Below are 20,816 nucleotides of genomic sequence, written 5' to 3' on the forward strand. Positions count from 1 at the left end.
AATTTACGCCTCTCGAAAGCGCGGGGACGGCGACCGCGCGGCGACCGGGCGGCGGGTCCCTCACCGGTCGGGGTCGGAGGCGCTGATCTCGGACAGGGCCGAGTCGGTGTCGCGTTCGACGGCGAGGTCGCCCAGGGAGACGATGCCGACGGGCCGGCCTTCTTCGACGACGGGCAGTCGGCGTACGGCGTGCCGGCGCATCAGCCGCACGGCCTGCTGGACGTCGTCGTCCGGTGTGACGTGGACCAGGTCGTCGCTGCAGGCGTCGGCGACGCTGTGGTCCTCGACGTTGCCCCCTCGGCACAGTACGCGCACCACCAGATCGCGGTCGGTCACCAGGCCGCGCAGGTGGCCCGCCTCGGCCACCAGGACGGCGCCGATGTCCTCGTCGCGCATCAGACGGGCCACCTCCACCACGGAGGTCTGCGGCCCCACGGCCACAGGATCGGCCGTCATGACTTCCCGTACCTTCTGCGCCATCGATACCTCCACACGCCGTGCGGCCGGGCTCGACCGGCCCTGCCGAATCCTGATGGAGTACCACCACGGCGCCGGGCATCACGCCCGCCGGCCGTATTACGCCCCGATGGGCCCCTGATCGGTGGTGTGGGAGCGGGCGAACGCGAGGGAGGTGTGGAAGCACCACTCGACGTCTTCGTCGGGCAGGCCGGCCCAGAGGTGGTCGGCGCCGGGCACCGGCCGGAAGTCCACGTCTGCGCCGGAGTCGCGCAGGGCGGCGGCGAGCTGTTCGCCTTGGGCGAGGGGGATCACGGCGTCGTCGGTGCCGTGGAGGATGAGGAAGGGCGGCGCGTCGGCGGTGACGTGGGTGACCGGGCTGGCCGTGCGGGCGCGGTCGGGTGCGTCGGCGATCGCCGCTCCGATGAGCAGGGCTTCGGGGGTGCTCGGGTCGGCCGGGTCGTACGCGCCGGGCGGGTCCTGGCCGGGCAGGGTGGTGAGGTCGGCAGGCCCGTACCAGACGACGCAGCCGCTGACCGGGGCGGTGAGCGCGAGCAGGGCGGCGAGGTGGGCGCCCGCGGATTCGCCCCAGGTCACGATCCGGCGGGTGTCCAGGGCGAGTTCGGCGGCGCGGGCGTCGAGCCAGGCGAGGGCGGCGGTGACGTCGTCGAGCTGGGCGGGGTAGGAGGCCTCGCCGCTGAGCCGGTAGTCGAGGCTGGCGACGGCGAAGCCCGCCCGGGCCAGCCGGGCGAAGGGTGCGGGCTGCCAGTCGCGCATGCGCGGGCTCATCTCCCCGCGCGTTCCGGTACGCCAGGCGCCGCCGTGGAGGTAGACGATGACCGGCAGCGCGCCCTGCGGCTCGTCGGGCAGCCACAGGTCGAGCTCCAGGGGGCGGATGTCGGTGGGCGCGCAGTAGACCGCGCCGCGCAGCAGCCGGACGCCGGGGGCGGGGTGCGCGGCTGCCGGCAGCGGCAGCCGGGTGGGCGCGGGCGGGGCGAGGAGGGCTATCAGGTCGGGTGACAGGGGCACGGTTCCTCCAGGACGGGCGGGGGGGCTCCCGGTGCGCCGGCATCGCGACTGCCCGGCGCATGTACACGGCGGTGCCGTTGCCTCCGTACGTCTCACAGGTCCAGGACGAGACGCGGGCAGGCGGCGCGGGAGACGCAGATGAACATGGTGTCGTGCACGGCCTGCTCGGCGGGGGTGAGCAGGGAGTCGCGGTGGTCCACCGTCCCGTCGAGGACGGTGGTCTCGCAGGTTCCGCAGGTTCCCTCCTGGCAGGAGGACAGCACCTGGACACCGGCTTCCTCGACCGCCCGGAGGACGGTCGTGCCCGGCGGGACGGTCACGGTGACACCGCTCCGGGCGAGTTCGACGTCAAAGGCTTCGTCCGGGCCGTACGGGCCACGGTCCCCGGGCGCGAACCGCTCGATGCGCAGTGCGCCGGCCGGCCATGCGGAACAGCGCTGCTCCACGGCCTTCAGCAGACCTTCGGGGCCGCAGCAGTAGACCAGGGTGGCCGGCCGGGGGGTGCCCAGCAGCCCGTCCAGGTCGAGCGCCCCGTACGCGTCCTGGGGGCGTACGGACACCCTCTCTCCGTACGCCGCCTCCAGGCGCTCCCGGAAGGCCATGGTGCGGCGGCTGCGGCCGCCGTAGGCCAGGCGCCAGTCGGCGCCCCGCCGTTGGGCCTCCTCGACCATGGGCAGGATGGGGGTGATGCCGATGCCGCCCGCGATGAACAGGTAGCGCGGGGACGCCTCCAGGGCGAAGTGGTTGCGCGGTCCGCGCACCCGTACCCCGGCCCCCTCGTGCAGGTGCTCGTGGACCCGTGCCGAGCCGCCCCGGCCCTCCGGCTCGCGCAGGACCGCCACCTGCCAGCGGGAGCGGTCGGCCGGGTCCGAGCAGAGCGAGTACTGGCGTACCAGACCGGGGCCGAGGACCAGGTCGATGTGGGCACCGGGGCGCCACTCGGGCAGCGGGGAGCCGGCGGGGTGCGTGAGCGTGAGCAGGACGACGCCCTCGGCGATGACCTCCTTGCGCGTCAGGGTCAGGGTCAGGGTCAGGTCGGGTTCGGTGGTCACCGTTCCTCCTTGTCCGGACCCGCGCCCGGGCGGTGGCCGTCGGGGTGACCCAGCAGCCAGTCCCACAGCTCCACCGGGTCCTCGAACTCCCGCTCCGCGGTGCAGTGGCAGACGGCCAGCAGCCGGTCGGTGCCCAGTACCCAGTGGATACGGAAGACGCCTTCACCGGTCAGTACGGCGGGGTGCGGCGGGGTCATCGGGCCGTCGCCGTCTGCGCCATGCGGGCGAGGATGCGGCGGGCGGCGAGGCCGCCGGTGTCGATGTTGATGCTCAGCTCCTGGTAGCCGGCCTTCTCGGTGTCCAGGGACTTCTGGAGCACGTTGAGTGCCACGACGTCCTGCATGACGACCGTGTGGTTGTTGGTGTGCAGGAAGTCGGTGACCTCCTGGTCGTCCAGGGCGAAGTCGCGTGCCACGGCCCAGAAGTCGTACGTCGTCCTCTCCGTCGACGGGGTGATGCCGTAGACGACCTCGACGTGGAAGGCGTGCGGGTCGCTGCCGTCCGGACGCGGACCCGGCGCACCGACGGGGGCGACACGCGAGTGGAGCAGGTAGAGGCAGGGGGCGTGGTACTCGATGTCCTGCCACCGGGTGATCCGGCCCTCGATGCCGGTGGACTTGGCGTAGAACGGCGGGCACTCGGCGTCGTCCATATGACGGCTGACGTAGACGGTGCCGGCCTGGTCGTCGACCTCGGTGGTGATCGGGGTCTCGGCGACCTCCGGGGTGCCGATGTAGCCGCCGTGCAGGTAGGTCTCGTGGGACAGGTCCATCAGGTTGTCGACGAGCAGCCCGTAGTCGGCGTCGATCGGCTCCATGCCGGAGACGACGGTGTAGCCGGGCGAGTCCATCCACGGGGCGCGGGGCGGCCGCACGTCCCCAGGCTCACGGTCGCCGATCCACACCCACACGAAGGAGTCCTGCTCGACGACCGGATAGGTCGTCAGGCGGGCGGTGCGCGGGACGCGTTGCTGGCCGGGTACGAAGACGCAGCCGCCGTCCGTGCCGTAGGTGAACCCGTGGTAGCCGCACACCACCCGGTCGCCGTCCAGCCGGCTCGGCGCCTGGGAAAGCGGAAAGCGGCGGTGGACGCACCGGTCGGACATCGCCACCGGCCGGCCGTCCTCGGTCCGGTACAGCAGGATCGGCTCACCCAGCACGGTGCGCCCGAGCAGCTCGCGCCCGACCTCGCGGCCGTAGGCGGCGACGTACCACCGATCGCGTACGAAAGCGGTCATTTTCGTTTCCTTCCGGGAGTGGGGTTCAGTGCGCGGTGGCCGGGGCCGCCGCTGCGGGCTGTGTGTCCTCCGCCGTGGCGGGGCGCAGCAGCAGGAGGAGCGCGGCGGTGGCGACGTAGATCACGCCGACCGCCAGGTAGAGGTTCTGCGGCGTCCAGCCGCTGTCGAGGAGGCCGCCCGCGGCCGTCGGGGCCACGATCGCGCCGATGCGGCCGATCGCGAGGGCGCTGCCGAGCCCGGTCGCCCGGACCCCCGTGCCGTACGTGGCCGGGGTCAGGGCGTACAGCCCGGCCACGGAGCCGTTGGCGAACAGGCCGATCAGCGCGCCGAGGGTGAAGGCGACGCCCAGGGAGGAGGTGGCGGTGACGAAGACCGACAGCAGCACCGCGGTGGCGGTCAAATAGGCCATGAGGACGGAGCGGAGCGCGAAGCGGGCGGCGAGCGCCCCGAGGGCTGCCGAGCCGAAGATGCCGCCGACGTTGAGCAGCGTCCCGCCGGTCAGCCCCTGGCTGCCGGACAGCCCCGCCTCGACCAGCAGGGTCGGCGTCCAGCTGGTGATGAAGTAGAAGCCGGCCATGACGAGGAAGAAGGCCGACCACAGCAGCAGCGTCGAGCGGCGCAGCGCCGGCGAGAGCAACTCCCGGAAACCGGCGCCGATTCCGGCCGGTACGGCGGTGGGCTCGGGCAGGGTCTCCAGCGGCGGCCGGCCCATGCGCCGGGCGAGGGCGTTGATCCTCTCCAGGGCCCGCTTGGGTCTGCGGGAGGCCAGGAAGTCCACGGACTCGGGCAGGAGGAAGAAGGCCGGCGGGACGGCGACGGCGGTGGCCAGGCCGCCGGCCAGGAAGACCGAACGCCAGCCGAACTGGCCGGTCATGGAGACGGCGAGCAGTCCGCCGACGGTGGCGCCGACCGCGTAACCGGCGGAGTTCAGGCTGACGGCGAGGCCCCGCCAACGGCGGGAGGCGTACTCGCCGGCGATGACGTTGCTGCAGGCCAGGACGCCTCCGATGCCGACGCCGGTGAGCACGCGCAGCGCCCCGAGCTGGGCGGGCGACTGGCTGACCGAGGAGAGCAGCATCCCGAGGGCGGCCACGGCCAGGCAGCCGAGGATGACCGGGCGGCGGCCGATCCGGTCGCCCCAGGGGGCGACGAACATCGCGCCCAGGGCCATGCCGACGAGGCCCGCGCTGAGCAGCAGCCCCAGCTCGGAGGAGCTGAGCTGCCAGTCCGCCGACACGGCTTTGCCGGTGAAGGCCATGACGAGGACGTCGAAGCCGTCGAGCATGTTGAGCAGGACGCACACCGCGATCGCGCCCCACTGGAAGCGGCTCATCGGCCCTTCGTCGAGGGCGGCGCGCAGGGAGGGGCCGCTCACCGGTCCCGGTGCGGGGGAAGAGGATGGCACAACCATGGCAGCACTCCGTTGTCGACCGCGTGGTGATCGTCGACACCCTTGGCGCACCAGACAGGGGTGCGGCCCCGGTGGACCGGGGCCCGGCGTCGACCGGGTGCGGACCATCGTGCGGCCGGGCGGACCGCGTCACCAGGGGTCTTTCCGGATGCCGGGAAACGGGTACGGGACAGGGCGTGTCCGTGGGGCGTGGCGGGAGCCGTGGCTCAGGCGGCGGACGGCACGGGGTTCAGAGCGGCGGCGGAACCATGGCGCGGGAGATGGCCCGGGCGCTCGTACAGACCAGCCGGGCCAGCGCGTGCGGGGAGGCGCTGCCGTGACGTACCACCAGCGACACCGCGGCGATCACCGCACCGTCGCCGCCGTGCACCGGTGCGGCGACCGACAGGGCGTCCATCGTGACCTGGCGGTCGCTGACCGCGTACCCGTTGGTCCGCACCTCGGCCAGCATGCGCCGCAGCAGGCGCGGATCGCCGACCGTGCGCGGGGTGTAGCGCTCGAAGGGGCCGGCGAGCACCTGGTCCTGCACCTCGGCGGGAGCGTGCGCCAGCAGGGCGAGCCCGACGCCGGTGGCCGTCAGCGCGAAACGGCCACCGACGCGGGTGAGCACGGGCACCGCACCGGAGCCGGCGATGCGCTCGACGAAGACGACTTCGGTGCCCTCGCGCACCGCCAGCTGCACGTTCTCGCGGGTGATCTGCGAGAGGTCCTCCAGGAACGGCAACGCCCGCTCCCGCAGGCCCTGTCCGCGCGGCGCGAGGGAACCGACCTCCCACAGCCGCAGACCGACGCGGTAGCAGCCTCTGTCACCGCGCTCCAGGGCGCCCCAGGCGATCAGCTCGGCCAGCATCCGGTGCACGGTCGACACCGGCAGCCCGGACCGCCGCGACAGTTCGCTCAGCGTCATCTCCGGGCAGTCGGCGCTGAACGCACCGAGGATCTGCAGCGCGCGGCCCAGCACCGGCCCGGTGCCCGAGGCCGGGCCACGGCGGGCGGTCACCGGACCGGCCTTCGGTGCAGGGTGTTTCACCGGCGCTCCCGTTCTTTTCCGGCCTGCCGTGCTCCACGGTGCTCAACGTTGCCGGTCAGTGTGCAGGACGGCACCGGCCGCGTCGAGGCCCGCGCGCGTGGCACGGTCACGGCCGGCGCCGGCCGCCCTGTGGCGCTCAGCGTCCGGTGGGGCGGCTGCCCCGCACGCTCCACCGCCCGTCGACCCGGGTGAGGCGGATCGGATGGCCGAAGCATGTGCTGACCCGGTCGCTGGTCAGGACGTCGTCGGCCGGCCCGGAGGCCAGACGGCGTCCGTCGCGCAGCAGCATCACATGGGTGGTGCCGGGCGGCAGTTCCTCCAGGTGGTGGGTGACCAGGACCGACGACAGGTGCGGATGGGTACGCCGCAGGGTGTCGAGACGGTCGATGAGCTGCTCCCGGCCGGCGACGTCCAGGCCGGTCGCCGGCTCATCCAGCAGCAGCCGCGGGTTGGGCATGAGTGCCCGCGCGATCAGCGCACGGCTCCTCTCGCCCTGGGACAGGGTCGGCCACCGTGCCCGGTGGCGGTCGCCGAGGCCGAGCAGGCCGATGAGGCGGTCGGCCCGCGCGACCTGCTCCGCCGTCGGGGTGCCGGCGGGGCACCCGTTCGATGGTGTTGGTCAGCCCGGTCAGCACGACGTCCTGGACGCTCAGGGGCGAGCGCGGAGCGTGCCGCGGGTCCACATGGCCGACGTACGACCGCAGGTGGCGCAGGTCGGCCCGGCCGAGCCGGTGGCCGAGGACCTCGACGGTGCCGCGGGTGGGATGTACGAGCGCACCCAGCAGGCTGAGCAGGGTGCTCCTGTCCGGGGCCGGCCTGGTGCAGGCCCGTCAGGGCGCCGGCGTCTTCACATCGCCCAGGAGCCGGCGGAGGACTGGCCCACCCGGCTGCGCCGGGCGGCCCTCACCGACCTCTACGAAGTCCGCATGCTCCTCGAGGTGGAAGCCGCGCAGCTGGCCGCGCAACGCCGCACCGAGGAGGACCTGGCCGCTCTGGACACGGCGATGACCCGGCGCCGCAGCGCCGCGCACGGCAGCGACGCCGAGTTCGTGGACGCCGACATCGCCCTGCACACGGCCGTCGTCTCGGCAGCGCACAACCCCGCACTCACCAGCCTTTTCGAGGAGTTCGTGCCGCTGCTGCGCCAGGGGCTGATCGACCTGGTCGAGCTTCTCGACCTGCGATCCGGCGACCCCAACCACGGCGACGAGGGACACGCCGCCCTGGTGGACGCCATCGCGCGAGGAGACGCCCAAGCGGCCGGGAGCTGTCTGCGGGAAGAGCTGAAGCGGACGCTCGGCCAACTCCACGCCGTCTGACCCGCGTCATAAGAGGGACGAGGGCAGAGGGACGAGGGCCCGGTGGCGCACCGCGCATGCCCTTCGGGCCGGGGCGGCGCATCCTGGGAATATGGTCCGGGCCAATGAGGAGGTCCAGGCACTGCTCCAGGAGTACGCCGACCTCATCGCCATCACCGGAGGCGACGCCTTCAAGGCGCGCGCCTACGAGAAGGCCGCCCGCGCGGTGGGCGGGTACCACGCGGACGTGTCCACGCTGGACGCCAAGCAGCTGCGCGACATCCCCAACGTCGGCAGGTCCATCGCCGAAAAGATCGTCGAGTACCTCGCCTCCGGCCATGTCTCCGCCGTCGAGGAGCGCCGCGAGGCCATCCCCGCCGGGGTCCGCGAGCTGATCACCATCCCCATGCTCGGCCCGAAGAAGGCCATGGTGCTCCACGAAGAGCTGGGCATCTCCTCCGTGGACCAGTTGCTCGACGCCATCCAGCAGGAGCGCCTGCGCGACCTGAAGGGCTTCGGCGAGAAGACCGAGGAGAACATCCTCCACGGCATCCGGCTCATGCAGAAGGCCGGCGACCGCATCCTCCTGGACGCCGCCATGGACACCGCCGAGCAGCTCGTCGCCGAACTGTCCCGCATCACCGGCTGCGCGCGCTGCGGTTACGCCGGGTCGCTGCGCCGTATGCGCGAGACCATCGGCGACATCGACGTCCTGGTGGCGGCGGAGCGGTCGGCGCCGTTCATGGAGGCGCTCGGCAGCCTCCCGTACACCGCCGAGGTCATCGCGCACGGCGAGAAGAAGACGTCCATCCGCACCACCAAGGGCCTGCAGATCGACGTCCGGGTCCTCCCCCCGGACTCCTGGGGCGCCGGGCTCCAGTACTTCACGGGTTCCAAGGCCCACAACATCCGCACCCGCGAGATCGCCGTGCGCCACAAGCTCAAGCTGTCCGAGTACGGCCTCTTCCACGCCAGGAGCGGCAAGAAGATCACCTCGGAGACGGAGGAGGAGATCTACGCCCGCCTCGGTCTGCCGTGGATCCCGCCGACCCTGCGGGAGGACCGGGGCGAGATCGCCGCCGGACTCCGCGACGAACTGCCCGAACTGGTGCAGGAGAGCGACATCAGGGGCGACCTGCACACCCACACCGACCTCACCGACGGTCTCGCCCCGCTGGAGGAGATGGTCGCCGCGGCCGCCGAGCGCGGTTACGCCTACTACGCGGTGACCGACCACGCCCCCGACCTCGCCATGCAGCGCATGACCAAGGAGAAGATCCTCGCCCAGCGTGAGCGGGTGAGGGAACTGGACCGCGCGCACCACGGGATGCGGCTGCTGCACGGCACCGAACTCAACATCGGCCCGGACGGGACGGTCGACTGGCCCGACGACTTCCTGGAGACCTTCGACCTGTGTGTCGCCTCCGTCCACTCCCACTTCAACCAGAGCCGGCAGGCCCTGACTCGCCGCCTCGTCCGCGCCTGCGAGAACCCGCACGTCTCCGTCATCGGCCACCCCACCACCCGGCTGCTCGGCAAACGGCCCGGCATCGACGCCGACTTCGACGCCGTCTTCGAGGCCTGCGCCCGCACCGGCGCGGCCCTGGAGATCAACGCCCACCCCAACCGCCTGGACCTGTGCGACGACGACATCCTGCGGGCCAAGCGGTACGGCGTGAAGTTCGCCGTGAACTCCGACGCCCACGCGGTGACCCATCTGCCGTACATGCGCTACGGGGTGGGCACGGCGCAGCGCGGCTGGCTCACCAGGGACGACGTCATCAACACCTGGCCGCTGGCCAGGCTGCGCCGCTTCCTGCGCAAGGACCTCACCGTGTCGTCAGGCCACTGACCGCCCGGTCACCCGGGTCGCCCGGGTCACGGTCGGGGGCTGCCGCCCTCGGGCGGCACAAGCGCGCGGTCCCGCCAGGCGCGCTCCCACTGGCGGGTCAGCGCCGGGTAGACGATCAGGTAACGGAACGGTGCGATGAGGGCCATGTACAGCCGTCCGAACCGGCCGTTGGGCTTGACCAGGACCGCCATCCGCAGTTCGTGGTCGCCGTCGCCGTCGCGCACCCACCCCAGGTGCATGAGGGTGTGGCAGGTCTTGTTCGCCAGTTCGCGGACGGACTCGTCGGCGAGCTCGTACACGGGGGTGAAGGGGCTCTTGCCGGAGTCGGAGCCGTCCGCGGTCTCGTCCACGGTCTCGCGGAGGTCGCGCGGGAGGCGGTCGCGCAGCGACTGGACCCGGGCATCCAGGCCCGCCGTCTGCTTGTCCCATCCGAACAGGGCGCCGAGCTTCCAGCGCAGCGCGAACAGGAACCGGACGGGAGGGGTCTGCTTGGCGAATCCGCCGCCCGTCCGCATCGCGTCGAGCATCAGGGGGAAGTCGTCCGGCCCGGCGCCGGGGGTGCGGAAGGACCACACATCCTCGGTCCGGAAGTCCGGGGTGAGGGCGTGGATCCGCCATGGCTGACCGGTGTGCGCCGTGCGAGGAAGTTTCATGGCTGCTGCCGCCTTTTCCGCCTGGGGACGCCGCTTGCCATCCCGCGTTATACGCTTGCGTACAAGTCGAGGCTAGACCCACATATACGGTTGCGTATATCGGTCGATGAGTGAGGTGGGACACATCGTGGGCGCTGCTCGCACACCGCGCGACAGATGGGTGGAGGAAGGGCTGCGGGTGCTCGCCGACGGCGGTCCGGACGCCGTCAGGGTCGAGGCGCTGGCGAAGCGGCTCGGCGTCACCAAGGGCGGGTTCTACGGGTACTTCGCCGACCGGGACGCGCTACTGGAGGCGATGCTGGACGCCTGGGAGCGGGAGAGCACCGACGAGGTGATCGACCGGGTCGAGGGCGAGGGCGGCGACCCGAGGACCAAGGCCCGGCGTGCGGGCATGCTCACCTTCTCCAGCGGCCGGCTGCTCCCCATCGACCTCGCCGTCCGTGACTGGGCCCGGCGCGACGACGCGGTCGCCGAGCGCCTGCGGCGGGTGGACAACCGGCGTATGGCCCTGTTGCGCGAGATGATCGGCACCTTCTGCTCCGACCCCGACGAGGTCGAGGCCCGCAGCCTGATCGCGTTCTGTGTGGCCATCGGACACCGCTCCCTCGCCGCCGACCACGAGGGCCTCAGCCGGGCCGAGGTCCTCGCCCGCGCCGGCGACCTGATCCTCGACCGGTAGGCCAGGTCTCGTAGGCGGGGCGGTGCTCACCGGGGCTCCGTGGTCCTCAGACCTCGAGCGCCCGGGTGCCGGGGATCAGGAACCGGTCGGCGGTCTCGTACAGGGCCCGTACCGTGGCCTTCTCGCCGGCGACGGTCTGTTCCGGGCGGGCACACTCCAGGAAGGCCAGTCGGGTCCTCTCGTACTGCTCGACGTCGAGTGTGCGCCAGCCGTGGGACCGCGCGTCCGCCACGGCGTAGTCCGTCCAGAGCAGGAACGGCAGGCTCTGCTCGGGCGGCAGGTCGCTCTCGTCGCCCGCCCGGGGGCCGTCGTCCCGCAGGTCGAGATCGAGCCCCGGCAGCGTGACGACCGGGAGGGTGGCGTGGTGCGCGCCGGCCGCGAAGAGCTTGTGGAAGCCGAGCAGATATCCGCGGATCAGCGAGTACTCGTGGTCCACGTACGTGACGACGGGGAAGAGCCGGTCCTGTCCGCCGAGACGGACAGGAATCTTGACCAGCGTCTCGGTGAAGTCGACGGACCGGTCCGCGCAGACCGAGGAACGCACCCGGGACACGGTCACGAGGAACCGGGAAACGGCTGCCAGCTGGCGGGTGACCAGGTCCGGCACACCGTGCTGCGCGAGAGGGCGGAAGTCGACCGGCGCAGCGCTGTCGAGCAGAGCCGTCCGGGACGCGCACGCGAAGGAGTTGGGCAGGACGAGCGACATGCGGGGACCTTTCTCAGGCGGTGGGCCGGGCCGTCATGGCGGACAGTCCGAACGGCAGGCCCTGGTTCTCCAGGAACGCGCGGTCGCGCACGGCGTGGAACGTCTCGCGTGTGCCCTCGGCGTGGTGCGGCGAGCCCGTCCGCGCGAGGAACTCCCGCGAGGAGGGCAGCAGGGTGAGGCCGTGCGCGGCGGCGACGTCCCGTACGGCGCGCAGGCACGCTTCGGCGATGCGGCGCCGGGCGTCACCCGTGAGGGACGGGTGGTCGGGGGTGTGCTCGGTGAGCAGTCCGGGCGCGTCCGGCCGGAGGCCGGCGGCCTCGAGGAGACGGCGGGCGGCGCGGGCAGCTTTCGCCAGGTTCTCCTCGGGCGCGGCGGCGCCGGCCTTCGCCAGGTAGTACGTCACCGGCTGAGCGAGCCACGGCAGTACGTCGGCGGGGCGCGCGGTGGTGTCCTCGCGTGCCTCGAGCCGGTGCCGTACACCCAGCGGATCCCAGACGAACGGCTGGGTGGCCATGCTGGTGACGTATCCGGCGTGGCGTACGCGGAGGAACTTCTCCTCCAGCGTGAGCGCCGCCGTGCAGGTGATCGTGTACCGGTCCGCCAGTTCCTGCAGGACCGGCGCGAGCTGCTTGCGGGCCAGGGCGGCGTCCTCGGGCGCCGCCACGACCGGTATCAGGTCGAGGTCCGACAGGACGCGCCCGCCGGCGATCCGGGCCTCGCCACGGGAGAGGGAACCCGACAGCGCGACGGACGCGGCGGTCACGGTCCGGCAGACGGACGTCAGATGGGGCCGCAGGTTCTCCAGGTCCGTCGCCCTCATGACCGCCCGCTTCCGGTCGCGGTCGCGGTTCCTGCTCCCGTCCCGGTTCCCGTTCCCGTGACGGCGGTGTAGTCGGCGTCACCGCCGTGGGCCGACAGAGCGCGGGTGAAGGAGTCGTGGACCAGGTCGAGCAGGGGGTGTGGCGGGGGGAGGACGTCGTGGGCGTATCGCAGGTCCTTGACCATGTGGCGCAGGGCGAAGTCGGGGTCGTCGAACCGGGATTCGACCATCCGGTCGAGCTTGCTCGCGCAGACCGGGGCCATCCAGCCGTCGCTCGACAGGATGCGGGCGGCCACGTCGAAGTCGTCGTCGAGGACCGTGCGGAGGGTGGGCACGAACGCGGTGAGGGAGTGCAGCAGCGCCGCTCCCCAGGCGTTGTAGACCAGTTTGAAGCGTGTGGGGTGCCCGGCCGAGCCGAAGCTGTAGCGCTGCCGCGTGAAAGCGTTCAGCACTGTCTCCACGCGCGCGTCGTACGCGCTCTGGTGGACGAAGGCGGACAGGGTGCCGTCGGCCGCTCCGGAGCGGCTGCCGGTGACCGGGCATTCGACGGCCACGCCGCCGGATTCGCGTATGTGCCCGTGCCACGCGTCGATCCATGACGGGCTCAGGGTGGACATCTCGATGCAGGCGGAGTGTCCCCGGGCGACGGCTTCCGTCACGTGCGGCGAGGTCCAGAAGTCCCGGCTCGCGTCGTCGTCCTCGAAACAGCCGAGAATGGCGTCGGGGCGTTCCAGTTCCGCCGCCCGGACGAGCCGGACCTCCGGATACGGAGGTGAGGTGAGGTGCCGGCTCATCAGGGAGACGGACAGTTCCTCTCGCCGCAGAAGGTGCGGAAGGATTCCGCGGGTCATCAGGCCGTATCCCACGACGAGAACGTCAAGCATGGTGCGTCACCGCTTTCCCGTGTTGCCGGCCGGACCGGAGGATGTCCGCTCCGCGGACCAGTGCCGAGAGCGCTGTGCGCAGCAGGTCTTCCGGCAGCGCGAAATTCAGTCGGAGGTGTCCCGGGGCCGCGAACTCCGACCCGTCGGACATGGCGAGACCGACCCGGTCCCTGAAGAAGGCGGCCGGTTCGTCCGGTCCGAGCCCGCGCCAGTCGAGCCACGCCAGGTAGGTGGCCTCGGCGGGAAAGTGGCGGACGTCGGGCAGGTGACGGGCCACGGTGTCGGCGACGAGCGCGTTGTTGCGGACGAGCCGGGCGCGGACGGAGGCGAGCCAGGCGTGGGATTCCGGATGGTCGTACGCGGCACAGAGCGCCGCCACGCCGAGCCGGGAGACGGACCTGACGAAGAAGTCGGCCACCTGCTGCCAGTGTTCGGCGTCCTCGGGCGCCGAGAAGATGAGCTGGGCGCACTTCAGTCCGGAGATGTTCCACCCCTTGGACGCGGAGGTCGCCGTGATGGTGTGGGAGGCCGCGGCCGCGCTGATCGTCGCGTAGGGGATGTGGGGGACCGGGGCCAGGGTCAGCGGCGCATGGACCTCGTCGCTGAACACGCGGGCACCGTGACGGTCGACCAGCCGCGCCAGCCGGCCGAGTTCCTCGGCCGTGAAAACCCGCCCGGTGGGATTGTTCGGATTGCAGAGCACCACCAGGCGCGCACCCCGCTCGAGAGCCCGCTCGATTCCCTCCAGATCCATATGGTGGCCCGTATCGCCGGTCCTCGACGGAACCTGCACCACACGGTGCCCGAATAAGGAAGGAACGGTGAGCAGTGGCGCATATGCGGGTGTCGGGACAATTACCTCGGAACCGGCCGGGAGGAAGTGATGGAGAACCGCGCCGTATCCGGTGACGACATCACTGACGAATCCAATGGAATTTTCAGGTACGGACCAGTCGTATCCGTTCTTCATCCAGCGTACGACGGATTCGCGCGCCAGGCCGATACTGACGGGGTCGTTGTAGCCGAGCGTTTCGGCTCCCATTTCCCGTTTCAATGCATCATGAATCGGCCTGGCCACGCCGTAGGACATCTCGGCCACCCACGCGCCTATCGCGCCCGGATATTTCGCTGCCAGAAGTGACGTCGGACCGACACGTGACCGGATACCGGGCGGCGGAATCGCTTCTTCGATGGACAGTGGGTGGTCTGAATTCATGTCACCTTACGCCTGTGGATCCGTACCGATGATGGAATCGCGCTTGTCGAACCAGGTGAGGGAATCCCTGATGCCCTCTTCGAGGGAGTGGCGCGGGCGCCAGTCGAGCAGTTCGGCGGCCCGTTCGCCGCGGGAGAAGGCGCCGGCGCTGTCGCCGGGACGGCGCCCGGTCTCCACCGACGGCAGCGGCGCCCCCGTCACGGTCGCGAAGGCGTCGAGGAGCTCCCGTACGGTGGTGCCGGTGCCCGTGCCCAGATTGATGACCCGGTAGGTCGTACGGGGCTCGGACGGGAACAGCGAGTCGAAGCGGCGCAGCGCCTGGACGTGCGCCCGCGCGAGGTCCCACACGTGGATGTAGTCGCGGATGCCGGACCCGTCCCGGGTGGGCCAGTCGACGCCGGTGATCTGGAACGTCTCGCCCAGCCGGTGCGCCTCGATCATCTTGCCGAGCGCGTGCGTGGGCCGGCGTACCTGGAGTCCCGTGCGCATCTTCGGATCGGCGCCGATGGGGTTGAAGTACCGCAGGGAGACGATGTTCATCTCCCCGGTCGAGCTGATGTCCTCGAGCGCCGTCTCGAACAGGGCCTTCGTGCGGGCGTAGGGGCTCAGCGGGGCGAGCGCCGAGTCCTCGTCGACCGCGAAGTCCGTGCCCGTGGCGTAGATGGAGGCGGAGGAGCTGAAGATGAGCCGGTGGCAGCCGTTGCGGGCGAGGTGTCCGAGGAACGTGATCCCCTTGGCCACGTTCTCCGTGTAGTAGCGCAGCGGCTGGGCGACGGATTCGGGTACGACGATGAGTGCGGCGCAGTCGACGACGGCCTCGATGTCCGGATGGGCGGCGAAGATCTCATCGATGAGATTTCCGTCCGCGATGTCCCCCTCGAAGAATACCCGGCCGGCCGTGAATTCCTTCCGCCCGGTCACCAGATTGTCGAGAATGACGGGCTCGATGCCTTCGTCGAGGCAGGCGGAGGCGACGGTGCTGCCGATGAAGCCGGCACCACCGGCGATAAGGACCTTCATGAGCGCTCCCTATTGTCCGCGCGGGGTTGTCCGGGTGTGGACCGATTCTTCCCCGTCCAGGATTTTTGCAACAGTGTAGCGGACGCACTTTCCGCTTCATGGACGGTCGGGACAGGGACGCTTTTGGGCTCGTACAGACACCACACCATGGTTGGTTGCCAGATGTGCTTGACGTCGAGTTCGCTGTTCTCCTGGACGATGTCGAGCGATCCTATGCAGCCGTCCACGAGCCCTTCCACGGCCCATTGGACGGCGATCGGTTTGGCATTGACGTAGCGGGGCACGGCATGCGGTACGAATTTACGTGCGAAGGCCGCCGTGGCCGGGTGTATGGCGATGGAATCCACGGTGTCCAGGGAGGTGGCGCGGGCCCGGTTCACCGCGACGCACATGGGTTTGGTCGGGCTCTCCCAGGTGGCCACCAGACGTATCCGGTCGTAGTTCCGGAAGTGCATGTCCACCCAGCTGTCCACCAGGGTGTGTTCGTCACGCTCCACGAACCCGGCCGCGACGAGCACCAGCACGCCCTCGGACAGGCCCAGGTCCATGGCCGCGTTGAAGGAGTCTGCGAGCAGGACCCGGCCGAAATGGCGGGCCGCCTCCGCGTGCGCGTCCGTACCGGCGGGGCCGAGCGTGGCCACGGTCCCCGTCCGGATGTCCGGCGGATTTCCCCCGAGCGGACTCGGCATGTTCTTTCCCCCCGTATGTGCTGCTGGTTCTCCACCCGCCGGCCCTCCGGCCGGCGGGCATGGCCCCCGGTGAACGCTCCGGCTCATGTCACCGGGCTGTCCGGCCGCAGGATCCGCAGGGCCAGGCCCCGCGTCTCCTCGGCCGCCGCGAGGCCGATCCGGCCGGTCTCCACCTCGTGGCGGGCCGCGGAGCCGATGCCCGGCCAGTCGTCGGGCAGGAGGTGCCCGGCCGACACGATGTGGGCGACGGCACAGGAGGGGGCGCGGGTGCCGGCTCGGGCGCGGGAGTCGGCGTCGTACGCCGCCACGAGGTGGGCGAACCAGTCGAGGTACGTACCCATCAGGCTGCGGGCGACCTGGTTGACCGCGGGGTCCTCCACCGCGTCCGGGCCCGGGTCGCCCGCGTCCTGGGCGAGCGCGGTGCGGATCACCTCGAAGAGGTGGGCCTCGATCCGTTCCATGACCGCTTCGGGACGGCGCGCGAGGGCGTCCTCGCTCCACCAGTCGGGGAGTTGGGCACCCTCGTCGTAGGAACGCAGGGCGGCGAGCAGTTCAGCGGCGAGGGTCGCGGCGGTGGAGCGCTCCGCGTCGAACAGGAGAAGACGGGTGGCCGAGGTCAGTTCGGCGACGTGCCGGGCCGGCGAGGCCGACATGCAGTAGGCCAGGACCGCGTGGACGGCCCCCGGCACGTCTCCCGCCGCCTCCAGCGCCCGCCTGGTGTACGTCTCGGCGGTGAGGTCCCTGGGCAGCGGGCGTGCCAGGAGGTACCGCACGTCGAACCCGGCGTCCTCCAGGCGCAGGTCGGAGAGGGTCGCCTCGGGACGGTGCCCCGGGTAGTCGAGGACGAGGAGGACGGGCCGCGTGTCCGGCGTGGCCGTCGCCGTAGTGCCCTTGGTCGTCCGAGGGCTCGGAAGGTGCGCCATGAGCTGTTCCTGAAGTGTGGGTGGGGGGTTGGGTGGGGCCGGGCGGTGAGGAGGGGGTACGCGGCCGCTACCGGCCGGGGCCGGGCCGGGAGGTCCGCAGCAGGGTGGCGACATCGATGCCGGCCGGGTTCTCGGAGACCAGGGCCACCATCCGGGTGAACGTCTCCATGAAGGCCTCGGCGCGCTCGCTGGGCCACACCTCGCGCTCGTACTGGAAGAGCACGGTGGCGCCCACGGCGTCCTGGCCCGGGTCGTGCAGGTCGTGCACGTCCACCCGTACGGTCACGCCCGCCCGCAGGGCCAGCCGCGCATCGGCGACCGCGGGCTCGACGTCCACGCCGTGCAGCGGAAGGGGCGAGCCGTCCTCGGCGTCGACCGCCAGGTACAGCCAGGGGCGCCAGCGCTGCTCGAGGTCCCTGTTGAACTGGAGGTGCTCCAGCAGCAGCGGCAGCGGCACGGAGTGCGTGAGGCCCGAGGCGACGGACTGCTTCGCCGAGCGGACCACGTCGCCGACGGTCAGCTGTGTGTTGATGCGGAAGCGGTGGATGACCGAGGTCGCGAACCAGTCGACGTCGTCCTCCCAGCCCGCGGGCCTGCCGGACGTCGGGCTCACCATGCCCGGCACGGTGTGGCCCGCGTCGTCGAGGACGGCCAGCGCCAGGGCCGCGACGAACCCGCAGAACAGCGTCGCCGACTCGGCCGCGCATGTCTCGCGCAGCCGCCGCACGGTGGCGGCGGACAGCCGGCCGTGCACCTGGGCCGCGGTCGTCGGCCACACGTCAGGATCCCGCATGCCCGTGAGCCGGACCTCAGGCAGCGCCTCCAGCGGGTCGAGCCGGCTCCGCCAGTGGGCCAGCCGCTCCTCCAGTGCGGCGTGGTGCCGGCGCTTCTCCTCCTCCGCCCAGCAGCGCGGCGGGAGTTGCGGCAGTGCGGCATCGTGCGGTGCGCCTGTGACGCGGGCGTTGTACAGAGCCGCCAGATCCCGGAGCAGGATCGCGAAGGAGTCCCCGTCGCACACCAGGTGCTCGGCGGTGACCACGACCGTGGCCGCGTCCTCGCCGGTGACGAGCACCAGGACCCGCACCTTCGCCTCGGTGGCCAGGTCGAACAGGGCCGTCCGCTCGGCCGTCACCTCGTCCTCCACCTCCGCCTCGGAGGGCAGTCGCCGTACCCGGAACAGGCGGGAGAGGTCCAGCTGGTGGGCATCGAGCCGGTACGCCCGGTGCCGGCCGTGCCGGAGGTCGAGCTCGAAGACCGTACGCAGCGCCTCGTGCCGTCCGACGAGCGCGTGGCACGCGGCTTCGAGGCCGGCCGGGTCCAGAGGCCCGTGGATCCGGAACGACGTGGAGACATGGTGCGGGATGCGCGCCCCGACGGAATCGGCGTCCCGCTGCAGCCTGCGGAGCTGACCGTACGACAGCGGTACGGGCCGGCGGCCCGGAGCGTGCTCCGGGGACGACTCGACGTATCCGCCGGTGGCGCGCGTGTCATGGACGTCCAGTGGGTCACCGGTGGCCGGTGTCGATGCCGCGGCGGCGTCGCGCAGGCGCGCGTCGATCCGCGCGGCCAGGTCGGCGAAGTCGGCGGCACCGAAGACGTCCTGGATGTCGACGGCACCGTCCCCGGGCAGCGCCTTCACCAGGCGCATCACCAGACGCCCGGCCCGCACGGAGTCCCCGCCCAGGGCGAAGAAGTTGTCCGACGCGTGGACCGGATGGTGCCCCAGTACGTCCGCGGCCTGGGCGCGGACCAGGTCCTGGACGGCGGTCGCGTCAAGGGTGCCGGGACGCGGTCGTTCTGCGTTCACGTGCGTGTCCTTAGGGTTGGTCCGGCCAGTCGGCGCGGCGCAGCTTCCGGGAAACGGTCGCCGCGCACAGGGGGATCACAAGAACCAGGCAGAGGAGCCCGATCGCGGTGTGGTGCGAGAGGTGCCCCAGCAGCAGCCCGGCCGCGGCACTTCCGAGCGGACCCCCTACGGCGAGGACGGTGAAGCTGCCGGAGATGACCCGCCCACGGACGGCGTCGTCCACCTGCTGGAAGACGATGACGTCGATCAGTACGTACAGGGCCGGCTTCCCCAGCGAGATGAGGAAGAGCAGGCAGAACACGCTTATCGGGGAGGCGGGGAGCAGCAGGGCGGCCGTCACCAGCAGGGAGGTCCACACGACACCGAGCAGGAGCACACCCGGGCGGAACCGGCGGTGCAGCCGGGTCACCAGAGCCGCGCCGGTGAGGTAGCCGATGGCCTCACCCGACAATGCCAGGCCGATGGTGCGTGCGTCGACGCCCTGCCGCTGGAAGTGGTTGATGAGTATCAGGTTGAGTGCGGCGAAGATGAAGTTCTCGATCGTCATCAGCCCCGTGACGGCGCGCAGGACCGCGTCCCTCCAGACGATCCGGGGGCCGACCGTCGCGCCCTTGAACAGGACGGACGGCTTGAGCGGGCCTGGCTGCTGCCCGGTCGCCGGCAGCCGGGTCAGGAAGGCGGAGCCCATCGACGCCACGTAGCAGGCCAGCACGGCGACGAAGGGCTGGACCGGTCCCGCCGCGAACAGGAGCCCGGCCAGCGGCGGCCCGGCGAGCATGGCGATGTTCACCCGTACTTCGTCCTGGCTCAGGGCCTGGCGCAGTTGCTCGGGCGGCACGATGGAGCGCAGCGCCAGGCGCCGTACGGGCATGCCGATCGCACCGGAGACGCCGAGCACGGCCGCCGCCGCGAACAGCCCGGCGACGCTCGCTGCGCCCGTGGCCACGGCGACGAGGACGGCCGCGGTCGCCAGTGTTCTCAGCGCCTCGGAGGACAGCAGGAGGTTGCGCCGGCTGAACCGGTCCGCGAGCGCACCGGCCGGTATGCCGAGCAGGACGGCCGTGGCGGACTGGGTCGCCGCGAGCAGTCCCGCCTGCAGGGGCGACCCGGTCAGGGACAGTGCCAGGAGGGGATACACCAGGAGGGACATCGACGTGCCGATGGCACCGACGGTGGTGCCCAGCCAGTAGCTCTGGAACCTCCAGTTGCGGCGGAGGGGAACGAGAGCGGGTGGTGGGGTCGCGAGGTCGGTCATGGTCGATGGCCTGCCCTCGGGAGCCGGGGAACGAGCAAGACGAACAGCCCCTTCCGGGCGGGTGGTTGACAGGACGCGTCCCCAACGCCGCGCGCGCCCGGGGCGGCGGGCACGGTGGGCGCGGTGTGTGTGTCGGTGGAATGCGTTCAACGAGGCATTCGCCGACCCATTCGCCGAAGCTTTCGCCGGCCGGGCAGGCAGGCAGGCGCTCCGGACTCGGATGGTTCCGGTCTCAGATCACGGTGAGCAGGTGCGTCGCGAGATGCGCCGGTGGCGTGTACTGATGGGTCGTGCCATGTCGAAATGCCTCCTTCAGGGATCTCCACGTCCCCTAAGCGGTCGGAAAGAAAGGCGGCAGGTCAGTTCCTGACTGTCAGGCGGAGCCTGAGTCACAGTGGCGGGACCGTGCCGGATTCGCACCGGCTTCCTGGGCCCTGCCGCCCCGGTGAAGTTGTGTGTTCGCTCGACGCAGTCCAAAGACCGTGAACCCGAAGGGAGTTGGCGGCGATGGAGCGTCACCCTACACGGGTGGAGGCCGCGTCAATCGGCTTGCCGTACCCCTGGGGCGGCAAGCCTGCGCGAGCGATGCCAATGCGGCGTCTTCATCGTCGTTTCCCCCGAAACGGTGGTGTGTACGTGCGGAGCGGTCCTGGTCGACCGATGGTCGGTCGGTCCGGTCGGGACGTGCGACCGCTGTCGGCGCCTCCAGCACGAGCCCGGCGCTGATCGAAAACGTTGCACACTCCCGCCGGATTGTAAAGCGCATGTGACGTCGCTCGCTCAAAGCCCTTGCCACACA

19 protein-coding genes, 2 pseudogenes and 1 riboswitch are annotated in these 20,816 nt (G+C 71.4%); of the genes and pseudogenes, 3 read left to right on the plus strand and 18 right to left on the minus strand.

The window, feature by feature from the left end; genetic code table 11:
* Positions 1-60 precede the first annotated feature (60 nt).
* The 8 genes and pseudogenes from BKD26_RS24985 to BKD26_RS39310 form a co-directional block, all read right to left on the minus strand.
* A complete protein-coding gene (locus tag BKD26_RS24985) occupies positions 61-480 on the minus strand; it encodes a CBS domain-containing protein (protein WP_084902266.1) in 420 nt (139 codons plus the stop codon).
* A 96-nt stretch (positions 481-576) separates the two neighbouring features.
* Positions 577-1,485 (minus strand): alpha/beta hydrolase, encoded by a 909-nt coding sequence (locus BKD26_RS24990; protein WP_107417984.1) that lies wholly within the window; start codon positions 1,483-1,485, stop codon positions 577-579.
* Positions 1,486-1,577: 92 nt separating this feature from the next.
* The gene (locus BKD26_RS24995) at positions 1,578-2,537 is read right to left on the minus strand and encodes a PDR/VanB family oxidoreductase (protein WP_206603711.1); all 960 of its coding nucleotides are present in this window, start codon (positions 2,535-2,537) and stop codon (positions 1,578-1,580) included.
* A complete protein-coding gene (locus BKD26_RS25000; protein ID WP_084902267.1) occupies positions 2,534-2,734 on the minus strand; it encodes a hypothetical protein in 201 nt (66 codons plus the stop codon). The genes BKD26_RS24995 and BKD26_RS25000 overlap by 4 nt, the downstream gene beginning before the upstream one ends.
* Complete coding sequence (locus BKD26_RS25005) at positions 2,731-3,774, minus strand: aromatic ring-hydroxylating dioxygenase subunit alpha (RefSeq protein WP_084902269.1); 1,044 nt, start codon at positions 3,772-3,774, stop codon at positions 2,731-2,733. Before BKD26_RS25005 ends, BKD26_RS25000 begins: the two co-directional genes overlap by 4 nt.
* A 25-nt stretch (positions 3,775-3,799) precedes the next feature.
* Positions 3,800-5,149 carry an MFS transporter gene (locus BKD26_RS25010; RefSeq protein WP_206603712.1) on the minus strand — a complete coding sequence of 450 codons (1,350 nt, stop codon included), beginning with the start codon at positions 5,147-5,149 and terminating at the stop codon, positions 3,800-3,802.
* A gap of 265 nt (positions 5,150-5,414) precedes the next feature.
* Entirely contained in the window at positions 5,415-6,146 is a 732-nt protein-coding gene (locus tag BKD26_RS25015; protein ID WP_084902489.1) for an IclR family transcriptional regulator, read from the minus strand.
* Between the two features lie 205 nt (positions 6,147-6,351).
* Positions 6,352-7,018 (minus strand): annotated as a pseudogene (locus tag BKD26_RS39310) (ATP-binding cassette domain-containing protein); the annotation flags it as partial.
* Here BKD26_RS39310 and BKD26_RS25025 point away from each other — a divergent pair.
* Positions 7,017-7,534 (plus strand): annotated as a pseudogene (locus BKD26_RS25025) (FCD domain-containing protein); the annotation flags it as partial. The pseudogenes BKD26_RS39310 and BKD26_RS25025 sit on opposite strands and share 2 nt — an antisense overlap.
* Before the next feature lie 91 nt (positions 7,535-7,625).
* Positions 7,626-9,365, plus strand: a complete 1,740-nt coding sequence (gene polX / locus BKD26_RS25030) for a DNA polymerase/3'-5' exonuclease PolX (protein WP_084902273.1) — start codon at positions 7,626-7,628, stop codon at positions 9,363-9,365.
* 26 nt (positions 9,366-9,391) lie between these two features.
* On the opposite strand, the gene BKD26_RS25035 is transcribed toward polX, so the two are convergent.
* Positions 9,392-10,018: a DUF2867 domain-containing protein gene (locus tag BKD26_RS25035; protein WP_084902275.1), complete on the minus strand. Its 627-nt coding sequence runs from the start codon at positions 10,016-10,018 to the stop codon at positions 9,392-9,394.
* A gap of 106 nt (positions 10,019-10,124) precedes the next feature.
* On the opposite strand from BKD26_RS25035, the gene BKD26_RS25040 reads away from it, so the two are divergent.
* On the plus strand, positions 10,125-10,697 hold the full coding sequence (locus tag BKD26_RS25040) for a TetR/AcrR family transcriptional regulator (RefSeq protein WP_179166683.1): 573 nt from the start codon (positions 10,125-10,127) through the stop codon (positions 10,695-10,697).
* Positions 10,698-10,743: 46 nt separating this feature from the next.
* On the opposite strand, the gene BKD26_RS25045 is transcribed toward BKD26_RS25040, so the two are convergent.
* The 9 genes from BKD26_RS25045 to BKD26_RS25085 all read right to left on the minus strand — a co-directional run bounded on the left by BKD26_RS25045 (position 10,744) and on the right by BKD26_RS25085 (position 20,017).
* Positions 10,744-11,403, minus strand: a complete 660-nt coding sequence (locus BKD26_RS25045) for a hypothetical protein (RefSeq protein WP_084902278.1) — start codon at positions 11,401-11,403, stop codon at positions 10,744-10,746.
* A gap of 13 nt (positions 11,404-11,416) precedes the next feature.
* On the minus strand, positions 11,417-12,223 hold the full coding sequence (locus BKD26_RS25050) for a hypothetical protein (RefSeq protein WP_084902279.1): 807 nt from the start codon (positions 12,221-12,223) through the stop codon (positions 11,417-11,419).
* On the minus strand, positions 12,220-13,107 hold the full coding sequence (locus BKD26_RS25055) for an NAD(P)-binding domain-containing protein (RefSeq protein WP_084902281.1): 888 nt from the start codon (positions 13,105-13,107) through the stop codon (positions 12,220-12,222). The genes BKD26_RS25050 and BKD26_RS25055 overlap by 4 nt, the downstream gene beginning before the upstream one ends.
* On the minus strand, positions 13,100-14,323 hold the full coding sequence (locus BKD26_RS25060) for an aminotransferase class I/II-fold pyridoxal phosphate-dependent enzyme (RefSeq protein WP_084902282.1): 1,224 nt from the start codon (positions 14,321-14,323) through the stop codon (positions 13,100-13,102). The genes BKD26_RS25055 and BKD26_RS25060 overlap by 8 nt, the downstream gene beginning before the upstream one ends.
* Before the next feature lie 6 nt (positions 14,324-14,329).
* The gene (galE, locus tag BKD26_RS25065) at positions 14,330-15,343 is read right to left on the minus strand and encodes a UDP-glucose 4-epimerase GalE (protein ID WP_084902284.1); all 1,014 of its coding nucleotides are present in this window, start codon (positions 15,341-15,343) and stop codon (positions 14,330-14,332) included.
* Positions 15,340-16,032: a hypothetical protein gene (locus tag BKD26_RS25070; protein ID WP_206603713.1), complete on the minus strand. Its 693-nt coding sequence runs from the start codon at positions 16,030-16,032 to the stop codon at positions 15,340-15,342. The genes galE and BKD26_RS25070 overlap by 4 nt, the downstream gene beginning before the upstream one ends.
* Before the next feature lie 83 nt (positions 16,033-16,115).
* On the minus strand, positions 16,116-16,955 hold the full coding sequence (locus BKD26_RS25075) for a hypothetical protein (RefSeq protein ID WP_084902285.1): 840 nt from the start codon (positions 16,953-16,955) through the stop codon (positions 16,116-16,118).
* Between the two features lie 67 nt (positions 16,956-17,022).
* Positions 17,023-18,762, minus strand: a complete 1,740-nt coding sequence (locus BKD26_RS25080) for a condensation domain-containing protein (RefSeq protein ID WP_084902287.1) — start codon at positions 18,760-18,762, stop codon at positions 17,023-17,025.
* A 10-nt stretch (positions 18,763-18,772) separates the two neighbouring features.
* Complete coding sequence (locus tag BKD26_RS25085; RefSeq protein WP_084902290.1) at positions 18,773-20,017, minus strand: MFS transporter; 1,245 nt, start codon at positions 20,015-20,017, stop codon at positions 18,773-18,775.
* A 335-nt stretch (positions 20,018-20,352) separates the two neighbouring features.
* Positions 20,353-20,474: riboswitch (cobalamin riboswitch) on the minus strand.
* Between the last annotated feature and the right edge of the window lie 342 nt (positions 20,475-20,816).

Source organism: Streptomyces sp. CB03238, assembly GCF_002099185.1.
In the GTDB taxonomy this organism is placed as follows: domain Bacteria; phylum Actinomycetota; class Actinomycetes; order Streptomycetales; family Streptomycetaceae; genus Streptomyces.

What these genes read in the sequence shown, in the direction of transcription:
- BKD26_RS25040 (WP_179166683.1), top strand. Translation starts at nt 10,125, where the DNA reads ATGAGTGAGGTGGGACACATCGTGGGCGCTGCTCGCACACCGCGCGAC.
- BKD26_RS24985 (WP_084902266.1), bottom strand. Translation starts at nt 480, where the DNA reads ATGGCGCAGAAGGTACGGGAAGTCATGACGGCCGATCCTGTGGCCGTG.
- polX (WP_084902273.1), top strand. Translation starts at nt 7,626, where the DNA reads ATGGTCCGGGCCAATGAGGAGGTCCAGGCACTGCTCCAGGAGTACGCC.
- galE (WP_084902284.1), bottom strand. Translation starts at nt 15,343, where the DNA reads ATGAAGGTCCTTATCGCCGGTGGTGCCGGCTTCATCGGCAGCACCGTC.
- BKD26_RS25045 (WP_084902278.1), bottom strand. Translation starts at nt 11,403, where the DNA reads ATGTCGCTCGTCCTGCCCAACTCCTTCGCGTGCGCGTCCCGGACGGCT.
- BKD26_RS25070 (WP_206603713.1), bottom strand. Translation starts at nt 16,032, where the DNA reads ATGCCGAGTCCGCTCGGGGGAAATCCGCCGGACATCCGGACGGGGACC.
- BKD26_RS25000 (WP_084902267.1), bottom strand. Translation starts at nt 2,734, where the DNA reads ATGACCCCGCCGCACCCCGCCGTACTGACCGGTGAAGGCGTCTTCCGT.
- BKD26_RS25085 (WP_084902290.1), bottom strand. Translation starts at nt 20,017, where the DNA reads ATGACCGACCTCGCGACCCCACCACCCGCTCTCGTTCCCCTCCGCCGC.
- BKD26_RS25075 (WP_084902285.1), bottom strand. Translation starts at nt 16,955, where the DNA reads ATGGCGCACCTTCCGAGCCCTCGGACGACCAAGGGCACTACGGCGACG.
- BKD26_RS25035 (WP_084902275.1), bottom strand. Translation starts at nt 10,018, where the DNA reads ATGAAACTTCCTCGCACGGCGCACACCGGTCAGCCATGGCGGATCCAC.
- BKD26_RS25050 (WP_084902279.1), bottom strand. Translation starts at nt 12,223, where the DNA reads ATGAGGGCGACGGACCTGGAGAACCTGCGGCCCCATCTGACGTCCGTC.
- BKD26_RS25060 (WP_084902282.1), bottom strand. Translation starts at nt 14,323, where the DNA reads ATGAATTCAGACCACCCACTGTCCATCGAAGAAGCGATTCCGCCGCCC.
- BKD26_RS25005 (WP_084902269.1), bottom strand. Translation starts at nt 3,774, where the DNA reads ATGACCGCTTTCGTACGCGATCGGTGGTACGTCGCCGCCTACGGCCGC.
- BKD26_RS25055 (WP_084902281.1), bottom strand. Translation starts at nt 13,107, where the DNA reads ATGCTTGACGTTCTCGTCGTGGGATACGGCCTGATGACCCGCGGAATC.